13 protein-coding genes are annotated in these 18,995 nt (G+C 60.7%); 10 read left to right on the top strand and 3 right to left on the bottom strand.

The window, feature by feature from the left end; genetic code table 11:
- Positions 1-1,192 precede the first annotated feature (1,192 nt).
- Together J2S97_RS18635 and J2S97_RS18640 are read left to right on the top strand one after the other, a co-directional pair.
- On the top strand, positions 1,193-1,576 hold the full coding sequence (locus tag J2S97_RS18635) for a hypothetical protein (RefSeq protein ID WP_307051433.1): 384 nt from the start codon (positions 1,193-1,195) through the stop codon (positions 1,574-1,576).
- Positions 1,569-3,089 carry a glycoside hydrolase family 43 protein gene (locus J2S97_RS18640; RefSeq protein ID WP_307051434.1) on the top strand — a complete coding sequence of 507 codons (1,521 nt, stop codon included), beginning with the start codon at positions 1,569-1,571 and terminating at the stop codon, positions 3,087-3,089. Before J2S97_RS18635 ends, J2S97_RS18640 begins: the two co-directional genes overlap by 8 nt.
- 162 nt (positions 3,090-3,251) lie before the next feature.
- On the opposite strand, the gene J2S97_RS18645 is transcribed toward J2S97_RS18640, so the two are convergent.
- Positions 3,252-3,605: an ArsR/SmtB family transcription factor gene (locus J2S97_RS18645; RefSeq protein WP_307051435.1), complete on the bottom strand. Its 354-nt coding sequence runs from the start codon at positions 3,603-3,605 to the stop codon at positions 3,252-3,254.
- 116 nt (positions 3,606-3,721) lie between these two features.
- On the opposite strand from J2S97_RS18645, the gene J2S97_RS18650 reads away from it, so the two are divergent.
- Positions 3,722-4,831, top strand: a complete 1,110-nt coding sequence (locus J2S97_RS18650) for an alkene reductase (protein WP_307051545.1) — start codon at positions 3,722-3,724, stop codon at positions 4,829-4,831.
- 245 nt (positions 4,832-5,076) lie between these two features.
- On the opposite strand, the gene J2S97_RS18655 is transcribed toward J2S97_RS18650, so the two are convergent.
- A complete protein-coding gene (locus J2S97_RS18655; protein WP_307051436.1) occupies positions 5,077-6,144 on the bottom strand; it encodes a LacI family DNA-binding transcriptional regulator in 1,068 nt (355 codons plus the stop codon).
- A gap of 117 nt (positions 6,145-6,261) precedes the next feature.
- Positions 6,262-7,335: a LacI family DNA-binding transcriptional regulator gene (locus J2S97_RS18660; protein ID WP_307051437.1), complete on the bottom strand. Its 1,074-nt coding sequence runs from the start codon at positions 7,333-7,335 to the stop codon at positions 6,262-6,264.
- Positions 7,336-7,789: 454 nt separating this feature from the next.
- On the opposite strand from J2S97_RS18660, the gene J2S97_RS18665 reads away from it, so the two are divergent.
- From J2S97_RS18665 to J2S97_RS18695, 7 genes are all read left to right on the top strand, one after another.
- Positions 7,790-9,181 (top strand): ABC transporter substrate-binding protein, encoded by a 1,392-nt coding sequence (locus J2S97_RS18665; protein WP_307051438.1) that lies wholly within the window; start codon positions 7,790-7,792, stop codon positions 9,179-9,181.
- Between the two features lie 30 nt (positions 9,182-9,211).
- A complete protein-coding gene (locus tag J2S97_RS18670; RefSeq protein ID WP_307051439.1) occupies positions 9,212-10,150 on the top strand; it encodes an ABC transporter permease in 939 nt (312 codons plus the stop codon).
- Complete coding sequence (locus J2S97_RS18675) at positions 10,147-11,907, top strand: dipeptide/oligopeptide/nickel ABC transporter permease/ATP-binding protein (protein ID WP_307051440.1); 1,761 nt, start codon at positions 10,147-10,149, stop codon at positions 11,905-11,907. Before J2S97_RS18670 ends, J2S97_RS18675 begins: the two co-directional genes overlap by 4 nt.
- Positions 11,908-11,909: 2 nt before the next feature.
- Entirely contained in the window at positions 11,910-12,767 is an 858-nt protein-coding gene (locus J2S97_RS18680; RefSeq protein ID WP_307051441.1) for an ATP-binding cassette domain-containing protein, read from the top strand.
- A 72-nt stretch (positions 12,768-12,839) separates the two neighbouring features.
- Complete coding sequence (locus J2S97_RS18685; RefSeq protein ID WP_307051442.1) at positions 12,840-15,659, top strand: family 78 glycoside hydrolase catalytic domain; 2,820 nt, start codon at positions 12,840-12,842, stop codon at positions 15,657-15,659.
- On the top strand, positions 15,593-17,167 hold the full coding sequence (locus J2S97_RS18690; protein ID WP_307051443.1) for a glycoside hydrolase family 43 protein: 1,575 nt from the start codon (positions 15,593-15,595) through the stop codon (positions 17,165-17,167). The genes J2S97_RS18685 and J2S97_RS18690 overlap by 67 nt, the downstream gene beginning before the upstream one ends.
- Before the next feature lie 10 nt (positions 17,168-17,177).
- On the top strand, positions 17,178-18,941 hold the full coding sequence (locus J2S97_RS18695) for a DUF5605 domain-containing protein (RefSeq protein ID WP_307051444.1): 1,764 nt from the start codon (positions 17,178-17,180) through the stop codon (positions 18,939-18,941).
- Positions 18,942-18,995 lie beyond the last annotated feature (54 nt).

Raw genomic sequence — 18,995 nt, forward strand, 5'->3', positions numbered from 1 at the left:
CGCAGCGCCCGAAGAATTACTTGGCCGTGTGATTCGTATTTGGGTGGTCAGCTTTGAATTTCAAGTACGTTCTCAACATCGGACCAAATGGCATCAGGAATTTCTGCCGCATCATTCGATACGAGCTCGGGGATACGATCTGGACGCGAGACGCCGACGATTTAATCTCGTTCTTCTCATTCATAAACCTCCGAATTTTGCCGTCCGTCACCCTTGGCCGTCGCGTCTTGGTAGGTCTGCGGGCAAACGAAGTCGTGGATAGGGCCGGCATCGCGGCCGGCTACGCCGATGATGAAGGCAGCTACTAGTTGTCGGCGACAGCCGTGTGCAACGTTTTACGAAACGATATCTGCTGCAAGCTCCCGGAGCAAGATCTCGCGATGACTTTGCCTTTGCCTTTGCCTTTGCCGCGGTCATCGTGCCCCAAGTGTCTGTGCTTTCGCAGCCGTCACATGGGCATCGTCATATTGGTCTGTCAGAAAGGAGATGATGCTGTCGGGCGAGACTAGTGAGGTTCAACCCGACCGTGTCGACTAAATCGAGTTCCCTGGGAACGTATTCGGGGGTGTCTTTGAGATAGACGTGGGCCTAAGAGCCAGCCACTCGGACGGTAATGGACCGAGTTTGGTGCGCCGCCAGGGGCCGATCGTTGCGAGCGGGTGGCCGATGGAGCTGAGCACGTCTGCCAGCCTCTCGGCATTCAGCGCCAACGACGACGGTCCCGAGAGGCGATCTGCTGCCGGCTTCCTGAGACCGGGGGCGGCGACAGAAGGCCTTCAAACGGGCCGGCTTCGGCCAACTCGACCACGCGTGCGGAGCGCTTAGCAGAGGAACCCGCAAGCCTGATGGCACCTACTTGGTGTCCAACAAGGGCTGCTTCGCTGGCACCTGTGAGCATGTGCGCTGAGCTGATGGCGCGCTGCCGATAAGGAGGAAAATCCCGAGTCGACCTGTGCAGTTGGTCGACAGGGCCCCGGCTGCGAAATTCGGGCGGCGCTGTTGGTTCAGCTATGATTATGTGCAACGTTGTCCGGCGACGTTATTAAACAATCAGCTCGGGCAGATGTCGCCTGCTATCCGAGCTATGGCGCATGACGTACGTCCACGCTCTCCGCCTCTGTACGACCAATTATCAATCTCGATGAGATCTCATCGCGGAACTCGCCGAAGGCTTAGCCGAAAGGACCATGGAGTGAACTCTTTCCACGAGGGTTGTACCGCCAAGCCACCAAACAACATCTTCCCCAATCTGGGCGGCAACCCTAACGTGACCTCCGCTCCTTTCCAGGACGTGCTCATGCCTACGCCTGCCGCGCTGGAAGCCAGCAACGAAGTCGAAGACTTTCCCGCGGCAGCCTTCCAAGGCAGCAAGGCCTCCCTACGTTCGACCGTTGGCGTAGCAAACACGTCAGGCCGCACTCAGCTGCCTTCACCGGGACGTCCATGGTTTCCATCTAACAGTCGCTCGCAGCATATCGATGTGGAAGCTGCGTACAAACCTCTGAGCGGCTCCGTGCCCCATCAGAAGAAGGTCTTGAGGGCTTCCGAGACCGGAATTGCAGTAGCCCATGACTGACGCGCTCCGCGCCGGAATAGAGCAACCGCTAGGCAGCCGACCCGTCGTGTCCGGGGCCGAACAGCCGATCCTCTCGGGTTTCTACCCCGACCCCACTGTCTGCCGCGTCGGTGACGACTTCTACCTTGCGAACTCCAGCTTCGAGTACTTCCCGGGGGTCCCGATTTGGCACAGCAAGGACCTCGTCAGCTGGTCGCAGGTGGGTCACGCGCTCAGTCGGCGCACTCAGTTCCGGAATGGTTTTGCTTGGCCCTCATCGGGTATCTACGCTCCCACGCTGCGGCACCACGACGACCGCTTTTGGCTGGTCACAACGAACGTGAGCGATTTCGAATCCGGGCAGCTACTCGTCTCGGCGTCGGATCCTGCAGGGCCGTGGAGCGATCCCGTGTTCATCTCCGAAGCGCGCGGCATCGATCCGGATCTCTGCTGGGACGGCGATACGTGTTTCCTGTCCTGGCGGACGCTCGACCCTGCCGCCGAACACGGCCTCCTGCAGGCCCGTCTCGATGTCACCACGGGAAGGCTCATAGGGCCCTCTTACCCCATCTGGCAAGGCAGTGGGCTCCATGGGGCTGAAGGGCCTCATCTGTACCACATAGGTGAGTTCTGGTACCTGCTGCTGGCAGAGGGGGGTACCGAACGCGGACACGTTGTCACGGCGGCCCGAGCGCCGCATCCGTGGGGACCGTTCGAGCCCTGCCCCTGGAACCCGATCTTTACGCACCGAAGTCTAGGACTTCCGGTGCAGAATACGGGTCACGCAGATCTCGTGCAGACATCGGAGGGGGAGTGGGCCGCCGTGTACCTGGGAGCCCGGCCCCGCGGCTTTACCCCTGGCTTCCATGTGCTCGGCCGTGAGACCTTCCTCGCCGGGGTCACCTGGGAAGACGGTTGGCCGCGGTTCGATGAGCACCGTTACGACGTGCCGGTTCCTTACGCCGACTTCGTCGACGACTTCTCCACTCCCGAGCTCCATCACCGTTGGGTAGTGCCCTATGCCGAGCCCGAAACAATCGCGGAACATGAGGGTACACCTGGGCTCGTGCTGCCCCCGGTTCGCGACGGGGGAATCGGATTGTTGTGCGCGCGGGTGCGCGACCATGACTGGACGGCGGAGATGGTCGTAGAGGGAAGCGGTCGCTTCTCGGTCCGGCTCGACGACCGCCACTGGTACGGGTTGTCTCTTGAGGACGGCACCGTGCAGGCCGAGGCGCAGATAGGAGACCTGCGTCAGCAGTTGGGTTTGCGGCTGGTGACGCAGCACGAGCTCGTCCTGCGGATCGAGAGCGTGCCCCCGTTCCCCCATCCGAATTCTTACGGTCACGGGGGACCCGATGACATCCTCTTGTCCGTGGATGACAGGGAGGGGCGGCACGAGCTCGCGCGGATCGACGGCCGATACCTCTCCACAGAGGTGGCAACCGGCTTCACCGGTCGGATGCTCGCGATCGGATCCGGCGCAACTATGGCCCGCGTCCGGTCGGTCTCCTATCGTGCGAGCACCGGATGACGAAGAACCTGCTGAGAAATGCGGGACTAATGCCTGGGACTCACTCAAATCACGTATAGCTTCAGGAGGGGAAAGCATCGCCCCGGCGTCCACCAGTGCTTCTGGTGGTGTCGAGGTTCACCACATTCTTGGCGTCCAGCGCGGAAATTTTTCCGCATGGAGTCAGGCGGTGTCGGCGGCGTTGTAGGGGAGCACGTGTTTGGCGCTCTCGGTCAGCACGAGATCGAACAGTCCGGGGAAGCGCTGGTCCAGTTCTTCTTTCCGCAGTGTGTTGATTCGCCGGGTACCAACGTCGTGTTGCCGGATAACGCCCGCCTCACGCAAAATGCGAAAATGCCGGGTCAGAACCGACGGAGTGACGTCTTGCTTGAAACCGCTGCAGGCCAACCCGGGCGAAGCGGCCAGGGTTACCACGATCGTTAGTCGCGTCTCGTCGGTGAGCGCCCTCATGATCTTGAATAGATCGAAGTCGCGTATCTCAGGATGAACGAGGGGCGAGGAAACGCGACTGGCCATGCTGCAACGCTATCATCACCCCGCATGTTCGCTTAAATGCGTACATAGGATTACATTGGGGGCTGGGATGAATGTTCATCCCAGCCACTCATTGTTTAAGGAAGAATGCCATGCCCATGTCCACTTCAAATCCCACGTCCCCTCCAACGCTCTTTTCCCCGCTATCCCTTGGAGGGCTGGCCTTAGCCAACCGAATCGTCATGGCACCACTCACCCGCGTCAGGGCCGGAGCGAGGGGGGTGCCGGGTGACCTGATGGTCGAGTATTACCGACAGCGATCCAGTGTCGGACTGATTGTTACCGAAGGTACGTACCCAAGCCTTGAATCTCAGGGATGGGTTGGAGCGCCTGGCATCGCAACCGAGGAGCAAGGCGTCGGTTGGGGGCGGGTGTTTGATGCCGTCCACGCGAGCGGAGGGCGCATCTTCATGCAGATCATGCACGCGGGCCGTGCCGGGCACCCTGAAGTCAACGGGGGGCGCCGGATCTTAGCTCCCAGCGCTGTCGGAATTTCTGGAACAGTGTTCACCGAACGGGGACGGCTGCCATTTCCCGTACCCGAAGCAATGACATCAGACGACGCTCGTCGAGTGGTAGAGGACTTTGTGTCTGCGGCCCGTCGGGCAATCCAGGCGGGAGCCGACGGGGTGGAAATTCATGGTGCAAACGGGTACCTGCTCCATCAGTTCCTTTCCCCTGCCGCCAACCAGCGGGTTGATGAGTACGGCGGCTCTCCAGAAAAGAGGATTCGATTCGTCGTCGACGTGGTCACGGCCGTAGCTGAGGCCATTGGCCCTGGCAGGGTTGGGCTGCGGATCTCGCCGGAGAACAACAGCGTCGGTGACGTCTCTGAGACGGACCCCCAGGATGTCTTGGCAACTTATGGTGCATTGGTAGACAACCTGCGCCCTCTGGGGCTGGCCTATCTCTCCATGCTGCACGGTAAGCCGACCGGGGACCTGGCTGCAGAGCTCCGTCAACGGTTTGCTGGAAAGTTCCTGATCAACAGCGGCTTCGAAGGTGGGCAGACCTCAAAGGAGCAAGCGTTGCGTCAGATCGAGGACGGACATGCTGACGCCATAGTTGTAGGACGGGCGCTCATCGCCAATCCAGACTTGGTGGAACGGTGGCAGGCAGGGCACACGGAAAACGAGCCCCGACCTGAACTTTTCTACGCATCCGTGGCCGAGGGATACACGGACTACCCTCGCTACACACTGAATTAGCGATTCATATTTTCGAACCAGGGCTACCGCTGGAGCCCGGATTGATGCCCGGGCTCCGGCGATTGCATAAATGAGTAGCGATCCCGAGCGGAATCGGTCGGGGCTCTGCCATCCGCTGGCATAGACATCGTGCTATTGCTCCACGGTGACTCGGGGGAGGTCTATCTTAGAAGTCGGTATGGAAACGCGTACTCGCCGCTTGAGCAGCTCAATCGCCACCCGGTCAAAGCGTGCCTATGAGGAGGCTACGCCACCTGTGGTGCTCTTTCCCGTGCGGGTCCAACGGATTCACGCAACAGAATCTCGGAACGAATAAGGGTGGGCAGTGCCGTGCGAGGCGTATTGCGGACTCGCCTCATAAGATCCATCATGCTCCTGCCACCCAAGGCCTCGTGATCCATACGAACCGTTGAAAGTGATGGGACGAGAAAGGAAGATTCTTCCAAGTCGTCCCACCCAATGACGCTGATGTCGTTCGGAACTTTGAGGCCGTTTTCGTGCAGGGCCCTCATCACACCTATTGCCATGTGATCGTTTGCGGCTATCACGGCTGTGACATGGTCAAGGGCTGCGATTCGTAGGCCAGCGGCGTGACCGGAAGCTATGGACCAGTCCCCATATCCGATGCCATGCGAAGTCACGCCCATTTCCATGATGGTTTCCCTGTAGACCGCAGCGCGACTACGGGCCGCGGGCCAAGCCGATGGGCCAGCTACGTGGAAGAAGTGACCATGACCTAGAGATACCAGGTGGCGCACCACCCTGGCGGTCGGTGAACCATCGGCAAGAGTGCCTGGTGCGCGCAGAATGTCGTCATAATCACCGGCCACCACCAGCGGCGGTTGGGTAGCCGACTGGCTCGAGACGGGCCTCAGCAGCGGTGCAAAGGAAAGGATGCCGGCGACGTCGCTGGCGGACAGCACCCGACGAAGCTGGGATACAACGACCTCAGAATTTCGATCCAACGTAACGGTTTCCACGCGATACCCATTGGCCAAAGCTACCGTCTTAGCGCCGGTGAGCATCTTAGCCGGGACATGAATGGAGTCGTCCGGAACAACGACGAGGATTTTGTCGGGCTCTTGTGATCGAAGCGCACGGGCGGCGAGGTTTGGCGTGTAATGGAGCTCGGCCAATGCTTTTGAGACTCGCTCCACCGTGGTTGGCCTCAATGAGCTGCCGCCCCTTAGATACCGAGAGACAGTCTGGTGTGACACGCCTGCCAATGTAGCCACGTCATATAGGGTTGGCTGCCGTTGCTTCGGACTGACTAGCGAGTCCACGGCTGGTGACGAAGTTTCTTCGACAGCCATTGCGACTCCTCCTTCAGTGGCAACCAGTTGCTGCTGGTTCTGTGGACCCAGACGCGTGGTGCAGAGCCCCGATTGACGACTCAGTCTCATCCTTTGGAAGACGAATCCAGGCGCCGCCTAGTGCTGGACTGAAACCGACCCGGGCTGTCCGACGTGCACGGGCGCGGCGCTGGTGTGGCGGGGCACCAGCTGGGGTGCAATCACGTAGTGCGCCGGTTGAGTCCTGCCTTCAATACGTTCGAGCAGTAACCGGGTGCTGTTGGCTCCCGTGAGCTGGCCTGACTGGTCCACTGTGGTCAGTGAGATCCGGCCGATGGCCGACACGTAAATGTTGTCGTAGCCAGCGACCGTAAGGTCTTCGGGAACCTGGAGGCCGTGTTCTTCTGCGGCACGGAGGACACCAAGAGCGGCGATGTCCGCTCCCGCAAAAATTGCCGTGGGCCGGTCGTTTCCAGATAGCGCCTGAACGGCCGCGTCATAGCCGCCGATTTCGGAGTAGGTGGTTTCAACGATCTCCGGCACAAGTCCGTGGCGGGTCATGGCTTGCTCGTAGCCATACCGACGGGCTGTATGGGACAAAACGAATGGCTCAAGCCCACCAGAGGGCATGCTTGTATGGACGATTCGTTCGTGGCCGAGCGAGACCAGATGGTCAACCATCAGTCGGGCGCCCTGGTACTCGTCGTCTACCACAGTGTCAAAGTTGATGGCTGTACCATGCCGTGCCACAACTACCGTTGGGATCTTGGCGCCCAGCTCCTCCAGCCACTCCGCTTCCATCCACGGGGCGACAAGAATAAGGCCGTCGACCTGCCGGTCCATTAATGCTTCTATGCTTCGCTTCTGTCGTGCGGGGGATAGCCCACCCGCAATGAGTACCTCTTGGTAAGGGGTACCTTCGAGAGCGTCGGTGATTCCCTGAACCACTTCGGGCTGGAACGGCGAACTCATTTCCACGATCATGACCCCGATCGTGTACGACTTTCCGCGCATAGCCCTGGCGCCGGCGTGCGGGCGGTACCCCAGTTTTTCGATGGCGGCTGTGACACGCTCCCGCATTTGCGGGCTTACTCCGGAGGCACCCCGGATCACCTTTGACACCGCAGAGAACGACACGCCCGCTTCGCTGGCAACGTCCTGGAGAGTTGCCCGCCGTGGTTTGTCCGTAGCTGTGGTTCGTGTGGGTGTCACCGACGACCCCTTCTGTGTGAGTTCTAGGCTAGCTCAGTGTATCGCGCTGGACAACGTTGCACCACTAGCAGCGAGACCTCCGGTAGGAACAACATTTTACAAATCAATAAACCCGTCGAAAATCCTTATATCAAGGGGCTAAGGGGACCTGACTGTGAGATGAGCAACAAAACTCTCTTGACGGTGTTGAAACTCTGGCTTAGTGTTCTTACGGACAACGTTGCACGCACTGTGTTCTAAGTCATCGACTGGAAGATTTTGGCGGCCGTTTCTGGCAGCGTTCCTGCCCTCAACAACAAAGGAGTTATTCATGCGGCGCACACGACGACGTGCTCTAGTCGCCCTTGCGGCCCCCTTGGCAGTCGGGCTTCTAGCCTTGACGGGATGCACAAGCGGTGGCCAGGCGGCCAACACAAGCGGCAGTTCAACCAGCAAAGACCTTTTGACTCTCGGCATGACGGCCGACATTCAGGGCTGGGACCCTGCTATCCAGCCCAGCTACCAGGGGTGGAGTGCCAACGCGGTGTGGGATTCCCTGCTGCGATGCGACAAGAACGGCAAGCCGGAAGCATCACTGGCGGACAAATGGGAATTCAGCGCTGATCAGAAGACGGCGACCCTTCACATCCGCGATGGCATCAAATTCTCTGACGGCACCCCCGTTGACGCCGCTGCGGTGAAGACGAACGCTGAGTACTATGCGACTGCCGGGGGAGCCGCCAGCCGGTGGGCCGGTATTACCGTCACGACCCCTGACACTCAGACGGTGGCCATTTCCTGGCCAGCCCCAAACCCCCTGATTGCGCTTCGTATGTGCGACTCCAGCATTGCGTCCCCGGCGTCCATCCAGGGTAAGAAGTTTGACGCACCGGTGGGTTCCGGGCCTTACATTCTGGATGTCGCAAACACCACCCGGGGCTCCGTCTACACGTTCACTAAGAACGACTCCTTCTGGGACAGCGGCCGCTTCCCATATAAGAAGCTTGTCCTGAAGGTTTTGGAAGACGAGACAGCAGCGGTCAACGCCCTGAAGACAGAGCAGATCGACGGCACGATCGTTTCCTCGGCAACCTTGGAAGAAGCAAAAGGTGCAGGCCAGAACATCCAGACACTCAAGGGCAGTAGCACCACACGCCTGCTGATCACAGACCACCTGGGCGAGAAGGTCCCGGCTCTGGGCAACCTCGATGTCCGTAAAGCCATGAACATGGTCTTTGACCGTAATGCAATGTCCGAGAAGCTGTACCAGGGGCACGCGTCACCGGCTTACCAGATCTTCCGTGAAGGCAGCGATGCCTACATCCCGGACATGAAGGACCCGTACCCCTTCAACGTAGACGAAGCCAAGAAGCTGATGGAAAAGGCCGGATACTCTGACGGATTCACCCTGCAGATTCCGACCATGACCGGCCAGAATCACGAAACTCTGATGCCGTACATCACCCAACAGTTAGCGCAGATCAATATCAAGGTCGAGCAGGTTGCCCTATCGGGACCGAACGCCATTTCCGAGCTTCTCAGCGGAAAGTTCCCCGTGCCGCTGTGGCAGCTGGGCAACTACGGCGAATCCCTGCAGGACATCAGTGACTACGTCCTCAAGGACGGCATTTGGAACGTCTCCCACCAGCCGGACGCCAAGGTAGAGGAATTGTGGAACACGGTCCTAACCGGATCCGATACCGAACGCAAACAGGCTCAGCAGGACTTGAACAAGTACGTCACCGAGCAGGCCTGGTTCGTTCCGATGGCCTACATGGACCGCTTCTACGCATCCAACCCCAAGGTTGACGTCCAGGAATCCAGCGACTTCTCCGGTCTGCACCCGCTCCTGCGCGACTTCAAGTAACCGACCACACGAGACCCAGCGACCACAATGATGTTATCTCTACTCAAAAGCCTTCTCCGCTCCGCGGCCATACTCCTCCTTGTCAGCTTCGCAACGTTCTGTCTCATGTTTGGCAATGGAACGGGAATCGCCAGGGCCATCCTGGGCTACCAGGCCACAGAGTCTGATGTTCAACGCAAAGTGGTTGACCTGGGCCTCGATCGTCCGTTGCTTGTGCAATTCGGCGACTGGCTGGTCAACGCGGTCACCGGCAACCTCGGCGAATCCTTCTTCACGGGACAAACCGTGACGTCGGCTCTTTCGACGAGGGTGCCGGTGACCTTGACCTTGGTCATCACCACCTTGATCTTTACCTTGATTCTTAGTGTCCTCCTAGGCGTGGCAGCGGCAGTCTACGGCGGCTGGCTGGACAAGGCCCTCCAGTTCATTTCCGTTCTGGGCGCCGCCGTCCCGCCGTTCATCATCGCCATTGCCTTGGTTTTCACATTCGCCATATCTATTCGGGTGTTCCCGGCCACAGGTTACGTTTCCCCTGACCGGAGCTTCAGCGGATGGATCCTCTCGGTCACCCTGCCAGTTATAGCGTTGCTTATCGGCTCAGTGGCCAGCGCGGCCAGCCAGTTCCGCGGAGCTGTCCTGGACGCGCTCTCCAAGGACTTTGTCCGGACCCTGCGGGCCCGCGGGCTTAAGGAGTCGCACGTGATTTTCAGGCATGTGCTCCGGAACGCCGGCGGACCGGGCCTGACGGTCCTCAGCCTCCAGACCTTGGGACTGCTCGGCGGTGCAATTTTCGTCGAACAGGTCATGGCGCTTCCCGGGATGGGGCAAATGGCCAACCAATCCGCCCAGCAAGGCGACGTACCCATGGTGATGGGAACCGTCGTGGTGACAATCATCATCGTGTTGTGCGTGAACTTCCTTGGCGATCTCGCCAATTCTGCGTTGAACCCGAAAGCGAGGACCCGATGAGCGCCGAAGCCAGCCTGATTGAGACTGAAGCCGAGGTCCCCGCGGCCGGCCGTTCCGTACTGCGGCGACTGTTGACAAACGCGCAGGGCATGATGTGCATCGTATTCCTGCTGCTGGTGATCCTGTTTGGGGTCCTCAGCCCCTGGCTGGCACCCTTCCAGCCCAATGAGGCGGACCTCAACTCCGTGAACGCCCAGCCATTCTCCGAAGGGCATCTCTTCGGTGCCGACCGCGCCGGTCGCGACATCCTCGCACAGCTCATGTGGGGTACCAACGGCACCCTCCTTGGATCATTGCTGGTGCTGGTAATCGCGGTCCTGCTCGGCGTAACCACCGGCCTCCTTTCAGGCTTCTACAGAGGCAGATTCGAAGCCGTTGCCGGCTTCGTCACCGACCTCATCATGTCCCTGCCAAGCATCGTCCTGCTGATCGCTCTCTTCGCGCTCACAGGGCCCAACGTCATGGTCGCCATGGCAGTCTTCGGTGTCCTGGTCGCCCCGACGTATTACCGTCTGGTCCGCTCGGTCGTTCTGGGTGTCCGGACGGAGCTGTACATCGATGCAGCAAAAGTTGTCGGTCTTTCGGACCAACGCATCATTGGCCGGCACGTGCTCTGGGCCGTAAGGGCCCCCGTCGTTATTCAGAGCTCCTTCGTCGCAGCGTCAGGTATCGCCATCCAGGCCGGAGTCGAGTTTCTTGGCCTCGGCGATCCGGAACAGCCGTCATGGGGCGGCATCCTGCAGAACGCGAACAGCAACATTTACAACAACCGGTTCGGAGTACTCTGGCCGGCGCTCCTGATCAGCCTCACCATTCTCGCCCTCATCCTTCTGGGGAACGTGCTCCGCGACGTCCTGCAATCCTCGGCTCACAACAAAACATTGAAAAGGTCACGCCGACGAGCATTGCTCACTGATGCCCAGAATGTGCGGACAACGTCCGCTCCCTCAGGATCCAACGAAGCACTCCTGTCCATCCGCGGCCTGAAGGTCGGCTATCCGGACGGCCCCGACCGTGTCCGCACGGTGGTGCACGGCGTCGATCTGGACGTCCGCCGCGGCGAAATCCACGGACTCGTCGGGGAATCCGGATCCGGAAAATCCCAGATGGCCTTCTCAACGCTGGGCATTCTCCCCAAGGAAGCCCTCATCCTCGGCGGCAGCATCTACCTGGACGGCGAAGACCTGTTGGCGGATGACAAAGCACTCAAGAACGCGCGCGGCCAGCGCATCGGATACATCCCCCAGGAGCCCATGTCCAACCTGGACCCCTCATTCACCATCGGCGCCCAGCTCGTCTACGGTCTCCGGGCCGTCAAAAAGATCAGCGACAAAGGAGCCAAAGAACAGCTGATCGCACTGCTAACACGGGTGGGCATCCGCAACCCCGAAAACGTCATGCGCCTCTACCCGCACGAAATATCCGGAGGTATGGCCCAGCGAGTCCTGATCTGCGGTGCCGTCGCCGGAGACCCCGATCTGATCGTCGCCGATGAACCAACCACCGCCCTGGACGTCACAGTGCAGGCCGAGGTACTTGAACTCCTGCGCGAACTCAGTACCGAACGTGGCCTGGCAATGATCCTTGTCACCCACAACCTGGGCGTCGTCGCAGATCTTTGCGACACCGTCAGCGTCATGAAGAACGGCCGGATTGTGGAACGAAACGACGTCGAATCCCTGTTCAGCAACCCCGAGCAGGATTACACGAAAGCGCTGCTGGAATCCTCGCGCAGCGTAGAACTGATGGAGGCGTAAAGATGACTACTCCCATACTTCAGGTCGAAAACCTCGTCGTGACCTATACCGGGCGCCATGGGCTTTCCAAGAAGGTCATCGATAATGTCAGCCTGGAACTGAAGGCCGGCGAAACCCTGAGCCTGGTAGGTGAATCCGGGTCAGGCAAGACAACCATCGGCAGGGCCATCCTCGGACTCGCACCCGTCACGGAAGGTTCCATCAAGTTCCGTGGAGACACCATCAGCAACATCTCCCGCTCCCAGCGGCGGAAGGTGGCCCGAGGAATCCAGGTGGTCTTCCAAGACCCCTACTCATCCTTGAATCCGTCAATGACGGTCGAGGACATCCTCGTGGAGCCCATGGCCGCCGCTGGTGCCTCCGGAGGCCGCCACCGCGTGAGGGAGCTGCTCGACTCTGTTGGGTTGCCCAACGACTCGGGTAGCCGCTACCCGAAAGAGTTCTCCGGTGGACAGCGCCAGCGTATCGCCATCGCACGGGCACTGGCTCTGGATCCGTCCGTCATCATCTGCGACGAGCCCACCAGCGCACTGGACGTTACCACTCAGGCCCGTGTTCTCACCCTGTTCAAGGAACTGCAGGAACAAACCGGGGTCGCGTACTTGTTCATCAGCCACGACCTGGGCGTTGTGAACTCCATCAGCGACCGCATCGCCGTGCTGTATCAAGGCTCGGTCGTTGAAATCGGGGAAGCTGATCAGGTAGCCCGTGCACCACGCCACGACTACACCCGCCGCCTTCAAATGGCAGCGCCAGTGGCAGACCCGAAAAAGCAACGCGAACGCCGAGCCGCCCGCCTGCAGTTCCTGGCCGCCGAGAAGGCCACGGAAACTCTCCGAGGCGCCCCGGCCCAGCTCTGACCCTCTCGCTTAACCAGCTGCCCCCTTCCTAACAGGGGCCGGCGCCCGATTCAACACCGTCTGGAGACACTCATGGCACACGCTGCCGCTCCCCAAGGCCTTCGCTTTGACCAACGCACCGAAACTTCACCCGTTATCGGGCTGGGTACCGGAACACCGCGACTCTCATGGTTTGTGCCTGTCGCCGATGCCGAGTACGAACAGACTGCCTACGAAGTCGAGGTGACCCGCGGTGAAGCAATTGAGGTCTACCGTGTCGAAAGCAACGAACAGGTGCTGGTCCCGTGGCCCGCGCCGGAGCTGAAGTCCAGGGAGTCCGCCGCCGTGCGGGTACGTGTCACCGATGGTGGGGATTGGAGTGACTGGAGCGAAGCCTCAACGGTCGAAGCCGGTCTTCTGAACGCATCAGACTGGGAGGCTAATTTTGTCAGTCCCGTCGAAATTGGCGCAGCCGGCATGCCGGCCCCCGTCCTCTCCGGCGTTCTGGACCTGCCCCCAGACATCACCAAAGCGCGTCTGTACGCCACGGCCCACGGCATCTACGTCCCGACCGTGAACGGCCAGCGCATCGACGACACGGTGCTGGCGCCGGGATGGACCTCGTACGAGAACCGTCTTCGCTACCAAACGTATGACGTCATGTCGCTGCTGCGCCAGGGCACGAACCACCTGGACATGCTGCTGGGCAACGGCTGGTACCGCGGACGACTGGGTTTCGAAAACAAGAGCGCCATCTACGGAGACCGCCTCGCCGTATTGGCACAACTTGAAGTCACCACGGCGGACGGCGCCTTCCACGTTCTCCTGTCCGACGATTCCTGGACCGCCCGCAACAGCCACATCGTTGCCGACGACCTTTACGACGGCCAGAGCACCGACCTGCGCGACCAGGCCGGGGTCAGCACCGCTCCCTCCAGCGCGGTCGAAGTCATTCCCGCAAATCATTCTCTCCTTGTTGCCCCCGAAGGCCCGGCTATCCGTCCAACCGATGTGCTCCCGGCGGTGTCCGTCTTCACTTCTCCTTCCGGGAAGACGCTGGTCGACTTTGGGCAGAACCTCGTGGGATGGGTCCGGATTCGGACTCACGGCCTGCCGCGGGGCAGTGAAGTGGTCATCCAGCACGCCGAAGTTCTTGAACACAATGAGCTCTGCACCGAGCCGTTGCGGTCGGCGAAAGCCACCGACACCTTTGTAGTGGCCGGGGCCCCGGACGAAACCCTGGAACCCTCCTTGACGCTGCACGGCTTCCGCTATGCCGAAGTCACCGGCGTCCCGGACCTGAAGGCCGAAGACATTGAAGCCGTCGTCATCGGTTCGGACCTAAAACGTACCGGCTGGTTCTCATCCTCGGACGAGCTGCTGAATCGGTTCCACGAGAACGTTAACTGGAGCATCCGCGGGAACTTTGTCGATGTGCCAACGGACTGCCCCCAGCGTGACGAAAGGCTCGGATGGACCGGCGACATCCAGATCTTTGCTCCCACAGCCTCGTTTCTTTATGACATTGGCGGGTTCCTTGGTTCCTGGCTCCGCGACCTGGCCGCCGAGCAGCTCCCCGACGGGTCGGTACCTCACGTGGTCCCGGACGTCATCCACTCGGATTTCACCAACACCCCCACAGCTGCCTGGGGAGATGCAGTTGTACTCATCCCGTGGACGTTGTACCAAAGGACCGGCAACCGCCAGATTCTGGAACAGCAGTATCCAAGCGCGTGCAAATATGTCGCCAAGGTGGCCGCACTGGCCGGTGACGACAGGTTGTGGACAGGTGGTTTCCAATACGGGGACTGGCTCGACCCCAGCGCCCCTCCGGAAGACGCTGCCAGGGCCAAAACGGACCCCGACGTCGTCGCGACCGCGCATCTGGCGCGTTCGGCCGAGGTTCTGGCCTATACCGCCGCCGTACTCGGTCACGATGAGGACGCGGCTACCTATCACAAGCTCGCCGAAGAGGTGCGAGCCGCGTTTGCCCGCTCCTTCGTGACCCCCTCCGGCCGGATCCTTTCCGACACCCAAACAGCGTATGCAATGGCACTCGAGTGGGCTCTGCTGCCCAGCGAAGACCAGCGCCAGGAGGCGGGGCGACGCCTCGCCGACCTGGTTCGCGTCAGCGGTTTCCGGATCAGTACCGGTTTCGTTGGCACGCCGCTTGTTTGTGATGCCCTGACCGCCGCCGGTGAAGTGGACGTCGCCTACCGTCTGCTCCTCCAAACCGGGTGCCCCTCCTGGCTCTACCCCGTCACGATGGGCGCCACCACTGTCTGGGAACGATGGGACAGCCTGCGACCGGATGGCAGCGTCAACCCTGGCGGTATGACCTCATTCAACCATTACGCCCTGGGTGCCGTGGCGGACTGGCTGCACCGGACCGTCGCCGGCCTGGCACCTGCGGCGCCTGGGTACCGGATGATCACGGTCCAACCACGCCCGACGGCGGCCCTCACCCAGGCATCTGCAAGGCACCTCACCCCGTATGGTGAAGCCTCGGTTCGGTGGCGGCGCGTAGGGGGAAACTTGACCCTCGACGTTACCGTACCGGTCGGGACCACCGCTGCCGTTCATGTCCCCGGTACCAAGGAACCCGAAGTGGTTTCGCATGGAACCCACACATGGACCGTTGCCGATCCCATTCCGGACACCGGGGAGGGCAACGCCCTCACCATCCGCGAACTGTTGGATCGTCAACCCCTCACTTGGTCGGCCGTGGTCGACGCTGCCGTCGAAACCGGCATTGCCCCCGAGGGTGAAGCCCAGACCGCTGACAAACTCGCCAGGTACCTGGACGAGCCCGTCGGCAATCTGGGATACGCCTTGGTTCCCGAACCGTGGATCAACCGAAGCGTTCCTCTGCGGGAAAAAGTAGCCCAAATCCTGAAAGGCTCCCAGGCATGACAGCGATCTCAACGCACGTGACCGCAGAAGGGCAGCAGATGGCGAACTCTGCCATCCAGCCGATCCTTCCCGGTTTTTACCCTGACCCCACCATCTGCAGGGCAGGGCAGGACTACTACCTGTCGACCTCCAGTTTCGAGTACTTCCCGGGTGCGCCCATCTTCCACAGCACGGACCTGGTGAACTGGACTCAGACGGGGCATATCCTGGACCGCCGAAGCCAATTCAGACTGGGCAACCCGCTTCCATCGACCGGCATCTATGGTTCCACCCTTCGCGAGCACGACGGAATCTTCTGGTTCGTTACCACCAACGTCAGTGACTTTGGCGCCGGGCAGGTGTTGGTGCACGCGACCGACGCCGCCGGCCCCTGGAGCGAGCCGGTGTTCATCGGGGGTGCCATCGGCATCGACCCTGATTTGTGCTGGGATGACAACGGCGACTGTTACCTGAGCTGGAAGGCCATGAACTTCACCGAAGGTGAAATCGGGATTCTGCAAGCCCGCCTTGATACGGGTACAGGAATGCTTCGTGATGTGCCATACCCGATCTGGCAAGGCAGCGGAATGGATGCGGTTGAAGCGCCCCATCTTTACCACATCGACGATTTCTGGTATCTCCTGCTGGCAGAGGGCGGCACCGAACGCGGCCACTGCGTGACCGCTGCCCGCAGCATGCATCCATCGGGCCCTTTTGAACCCTGTCCCAGCAACCCGGTGTTCACCCACCGCAGTTCGATCCACCCCGTCCAGAACGTCGGGCATGCTGACCTCGTCCAGACACCTGACGGCGGATGGGCTGCGGTGTACCTTGGTGTACGTCCCAAGGGGTCCACGCCGGGATTCCATGTTCTGGGCCGTGAAACCTTTCTTGCGGGCATCGACTGGGTGGACGGGTGGCCGGTCTTCGACGAGGGGCGCTTTCACGTCCCGACAGCAGACACCGCATTTTCGGACGATTTTTCCGCCCCGCACCTGAACCCGCGGTGGGTGGTACCGGCGGGGGAGCCGGAGAACGTCATCCAGCGCAACCCAAATGGTGGCATGACGTTGCTACCCATGCCGGATGGTTCGCCGGGAATGTTGTGCACCCGTGTGACGGATCTGAGGTGGACAGCCACAGCGACCATCGAGGGACAGGGCAGCTTCCTACTGCGAATGGATGACAGGTACTCCTACGGGGTCACCGTTCGATCCGATGTCGTTCAGGCGTGGGCCCGTATCGGCGGGCTGACGTTTGACCTGGGATCGTGCCCTGCTGACGCAACCACCACCGCGCACATTGAAAGCGTCCCCGCTAACTCTCCAACGGTCCCCCTGGGCCATGGCGGGCCGGATGACGTTTTGCTCTCTGTCGTTCAAGAGACGGGTACCGTCCAGTTGGGCCGCTTGGATGGGCGGCATCTGTCCACGGAGGTCGCGTCCGGATTTACAGGGCGCATGTTGGCCCTCGAAGGCGCCGAAACCAGCGGGTCCATCCTGTCAGTCAATTACACCCCTCAAATCTAGGAAGATTTCCATGCCTTTCACGAAGAATGCTCTACTCAGGGACATCCTGGCAGACCCTGCCGCTTCCCGGGTTCTGGAGCTGCACATTCCCGGGTTCGCCACCTGGAATGACTGGTCCCTTGCACCCTTGGCTACCTTGGACGAAGTATCGCATTGGGCGCGCGGCGTCGGTGAGCAGTCCCCGGACCTTAATGCACTTTGGCAGGATATGGCTGATGTCGAATCGTCCCCCGCTGTAGTCTCCGCTGACCGTGCCCCGATGCCTGCCATCTGGGGAGACAGGGAAGCCGGCGGCCACGAGCGGGCTTCTGCCCAGGTCCCAGCGATCCCTTCCGAACAGTGGGGTGTGGCCGAAGTTGCGCTGGCAGGACCATCAACCGGGAACCCGTTCACCGAGATTGAACTCGAAGCGACCTTCCGTTCCGGCAGCGATGCCGTGCGCGTAGGCGGCTTCTACGACGGCGAAGGCACATACCGAATCCGATTCATGCCACCGCATGCCGGCACGTGGCAATTCGTGGTGAAATCCAATTCCGATGAACTCAACGGAGCCGTGGGGTCCGTTGAGGCTACGGCGCCCGCGGGGGGCAACCATGGTCCCGTAGGCATCCGCGGGACCTTCCACTTCGCTTATGCCGACGGCACGCCCTACCTGCCGTTCGGGACTACCGCCTACGCCTGGACCAACCAAAGCACCGAACTGCAGGAAAAGACACTGCGGACCTTGGCCGAAAGCCCCTTCACCAAAATCCGCATGGGCGTATTTCCCAAGTCTTACTCCTACAACACAAACGAGCCCGAGAGCTTTGCCTTCGAGCGGCACCCAGATGGCAGCTGGGACTTCAGCAGGTTCAACCCCGCCTTTTTCCGCAACCTCGAACAGCGGATTGAAGGATTGAGGGCGCTGGGGATCGAAGCAGACCTGATCCTGTTCCACCCCTATGACCGGTGGGGCTTCTCCGCCATGCCGGCCTGGGCAGATGACCTCTACCTGCGGTACATCGTCCGCAGGCTCGGCGCCGCCCGCAATGTCTGGTGGTCCTTGGCCAATGAGTACGACTTTATGAATACCAAGAACGAGCAGGACTGGGAACGGTTCGCCTCCATCGTGGGACAGGAAGACCACGTGGGCCACCTCCTCTCCATCCACAACGGAGCTTCCTTTTACGACTATTCACGGCCTTGGGTAACCCACTGCAGCGTTCAGCGCACTGACAACTACTTGTCCGCCGAGAACACCGACACCTGGCGCGAGCGCTGGGGGAAACCCGTGCTCGTCGACGAGGTTGGCTATGAAGGTGATGTTGCCGAAGGTTGGGGGAACCTCAGCCCTCAGGAGTTGGTCCGTCGCTGCTGGGAAGGCGCAGTCCGGGGCGGATACGTCACTCACGGGGAGACGTACCTGGACGCCGATGACGTCATTTGGTGGGCCAAGGGGGGCAGTCTCAAGGGTGAATCACCCGAACGAATCGGGTTCCTCCGGCGGCTGGTGGCTGAGGCTCCCAGCGCTCGATGGGATCCACTCCCCGGAGACTGGGACTCCCGCACCGGAGGCGACCAGGACCATCGGGTCATATACCTCGGGATCGGGAGGCCACGTTTCCGCTCGGTCCTGGTTCCGCCCGGAGATTCCTGGCATGTGGACGTGATCGATACGTGGAACATGACAATAACGACGCTGCCGGAACCGGTTGAAGGCCGGGTCATTGTCCATTTGCCCGGCCGCGAATACATGGCGATCCGGGTCCGCCGGGCTACGAGCACAACCAACTGACCTACGGTCCATAAGGGCCACTGATCCGCAGTTTTCGCGGCAGAAACAATCAAT

Source organism: Arthrobacter oryzae (assembly GCF_030812315.1).
GTDB lineage: Bacteria > Actinomycetota > Actinomycetes > Actinomycetales > Micrococcaceae > Arthrobacter > Arthrobacter oryzae_B.

Excerpts from the sequence above, each read along its gene's own strand:
- J2S97_RS18640 (WP_307051434.1), top strand. The coding sequence starts at position 1,569 with ATGACTGACGCGCTCCGCGCCGGAATAGAGCAACCGCTAGGCAGCCGA.
- J2S97_RS18645 (WP_307051435.1), bottom strand. The coding sequence starts at position 3,605 with ATGGCCAGTCGCGTTTCCTCGCCCCTCGTTCATCCTGAGATACGCGAC.
- J2S97_RS18650 (WP_307051545.1), top strand. The coding sequence starts at position 3,722 with ATGTCCACTTCAAATCCCACGTCCCCTCCAACGCTCTTTTCCCCGCTA.
- J2S97_RS18655 (WP_307051436.1), bottom strand. The coding sequence starts at position 6,144 with ATGGCTGTCGAAGAAACTTCGTCACCAGCCGTGGACTCGCTAGTCAGT.
- J2S97_RS18665 (WP_307051438.1), top strand. The coding sequence starts at position 7,790 with ATGACGGCCGACATTCAGGGCTGGGACCCTGCTATCCAGCCCAGCTAC.
- J2S97_RS18670 (WP_307051439.1), top strand. The coding sequence starts at position 9,212 with ATGTTATCTCTACTCAAAAGCCTTCTCCGCTCCGCGGCCATACTCCTC.
- J2S97_RS18675 (WP_307051440.1), top strand. The coding sequence starts at position 10,147 with ATGAGCGCCGAAGCCAGCCTGATTGAGACTGAAGCCGAGGTCCCCGCG.
- J2S97_RS18680 (WP_307051441.1), top strand. The coding sequence starts at position 11,910 with ATGACTACTCCCATACTTCAGGTCGAAAACCTCGTCGTGACCTATACC.
- J2S97_RS18685 (WP_307051442.1), top strand. The coding sequence starts at position 12,840 with ATGGCACACGCTGCCGCTCCCCAAGGCCTTCGCTTTGACCAACGCACC.
- J2S97_RS18695 (WP_307051444.1), top strand. The coding sequence starts at position 17,178 with ATGCCTTTCACGAAGAATGCTCTACTCAGGGACATCCTGGCAGACCCT.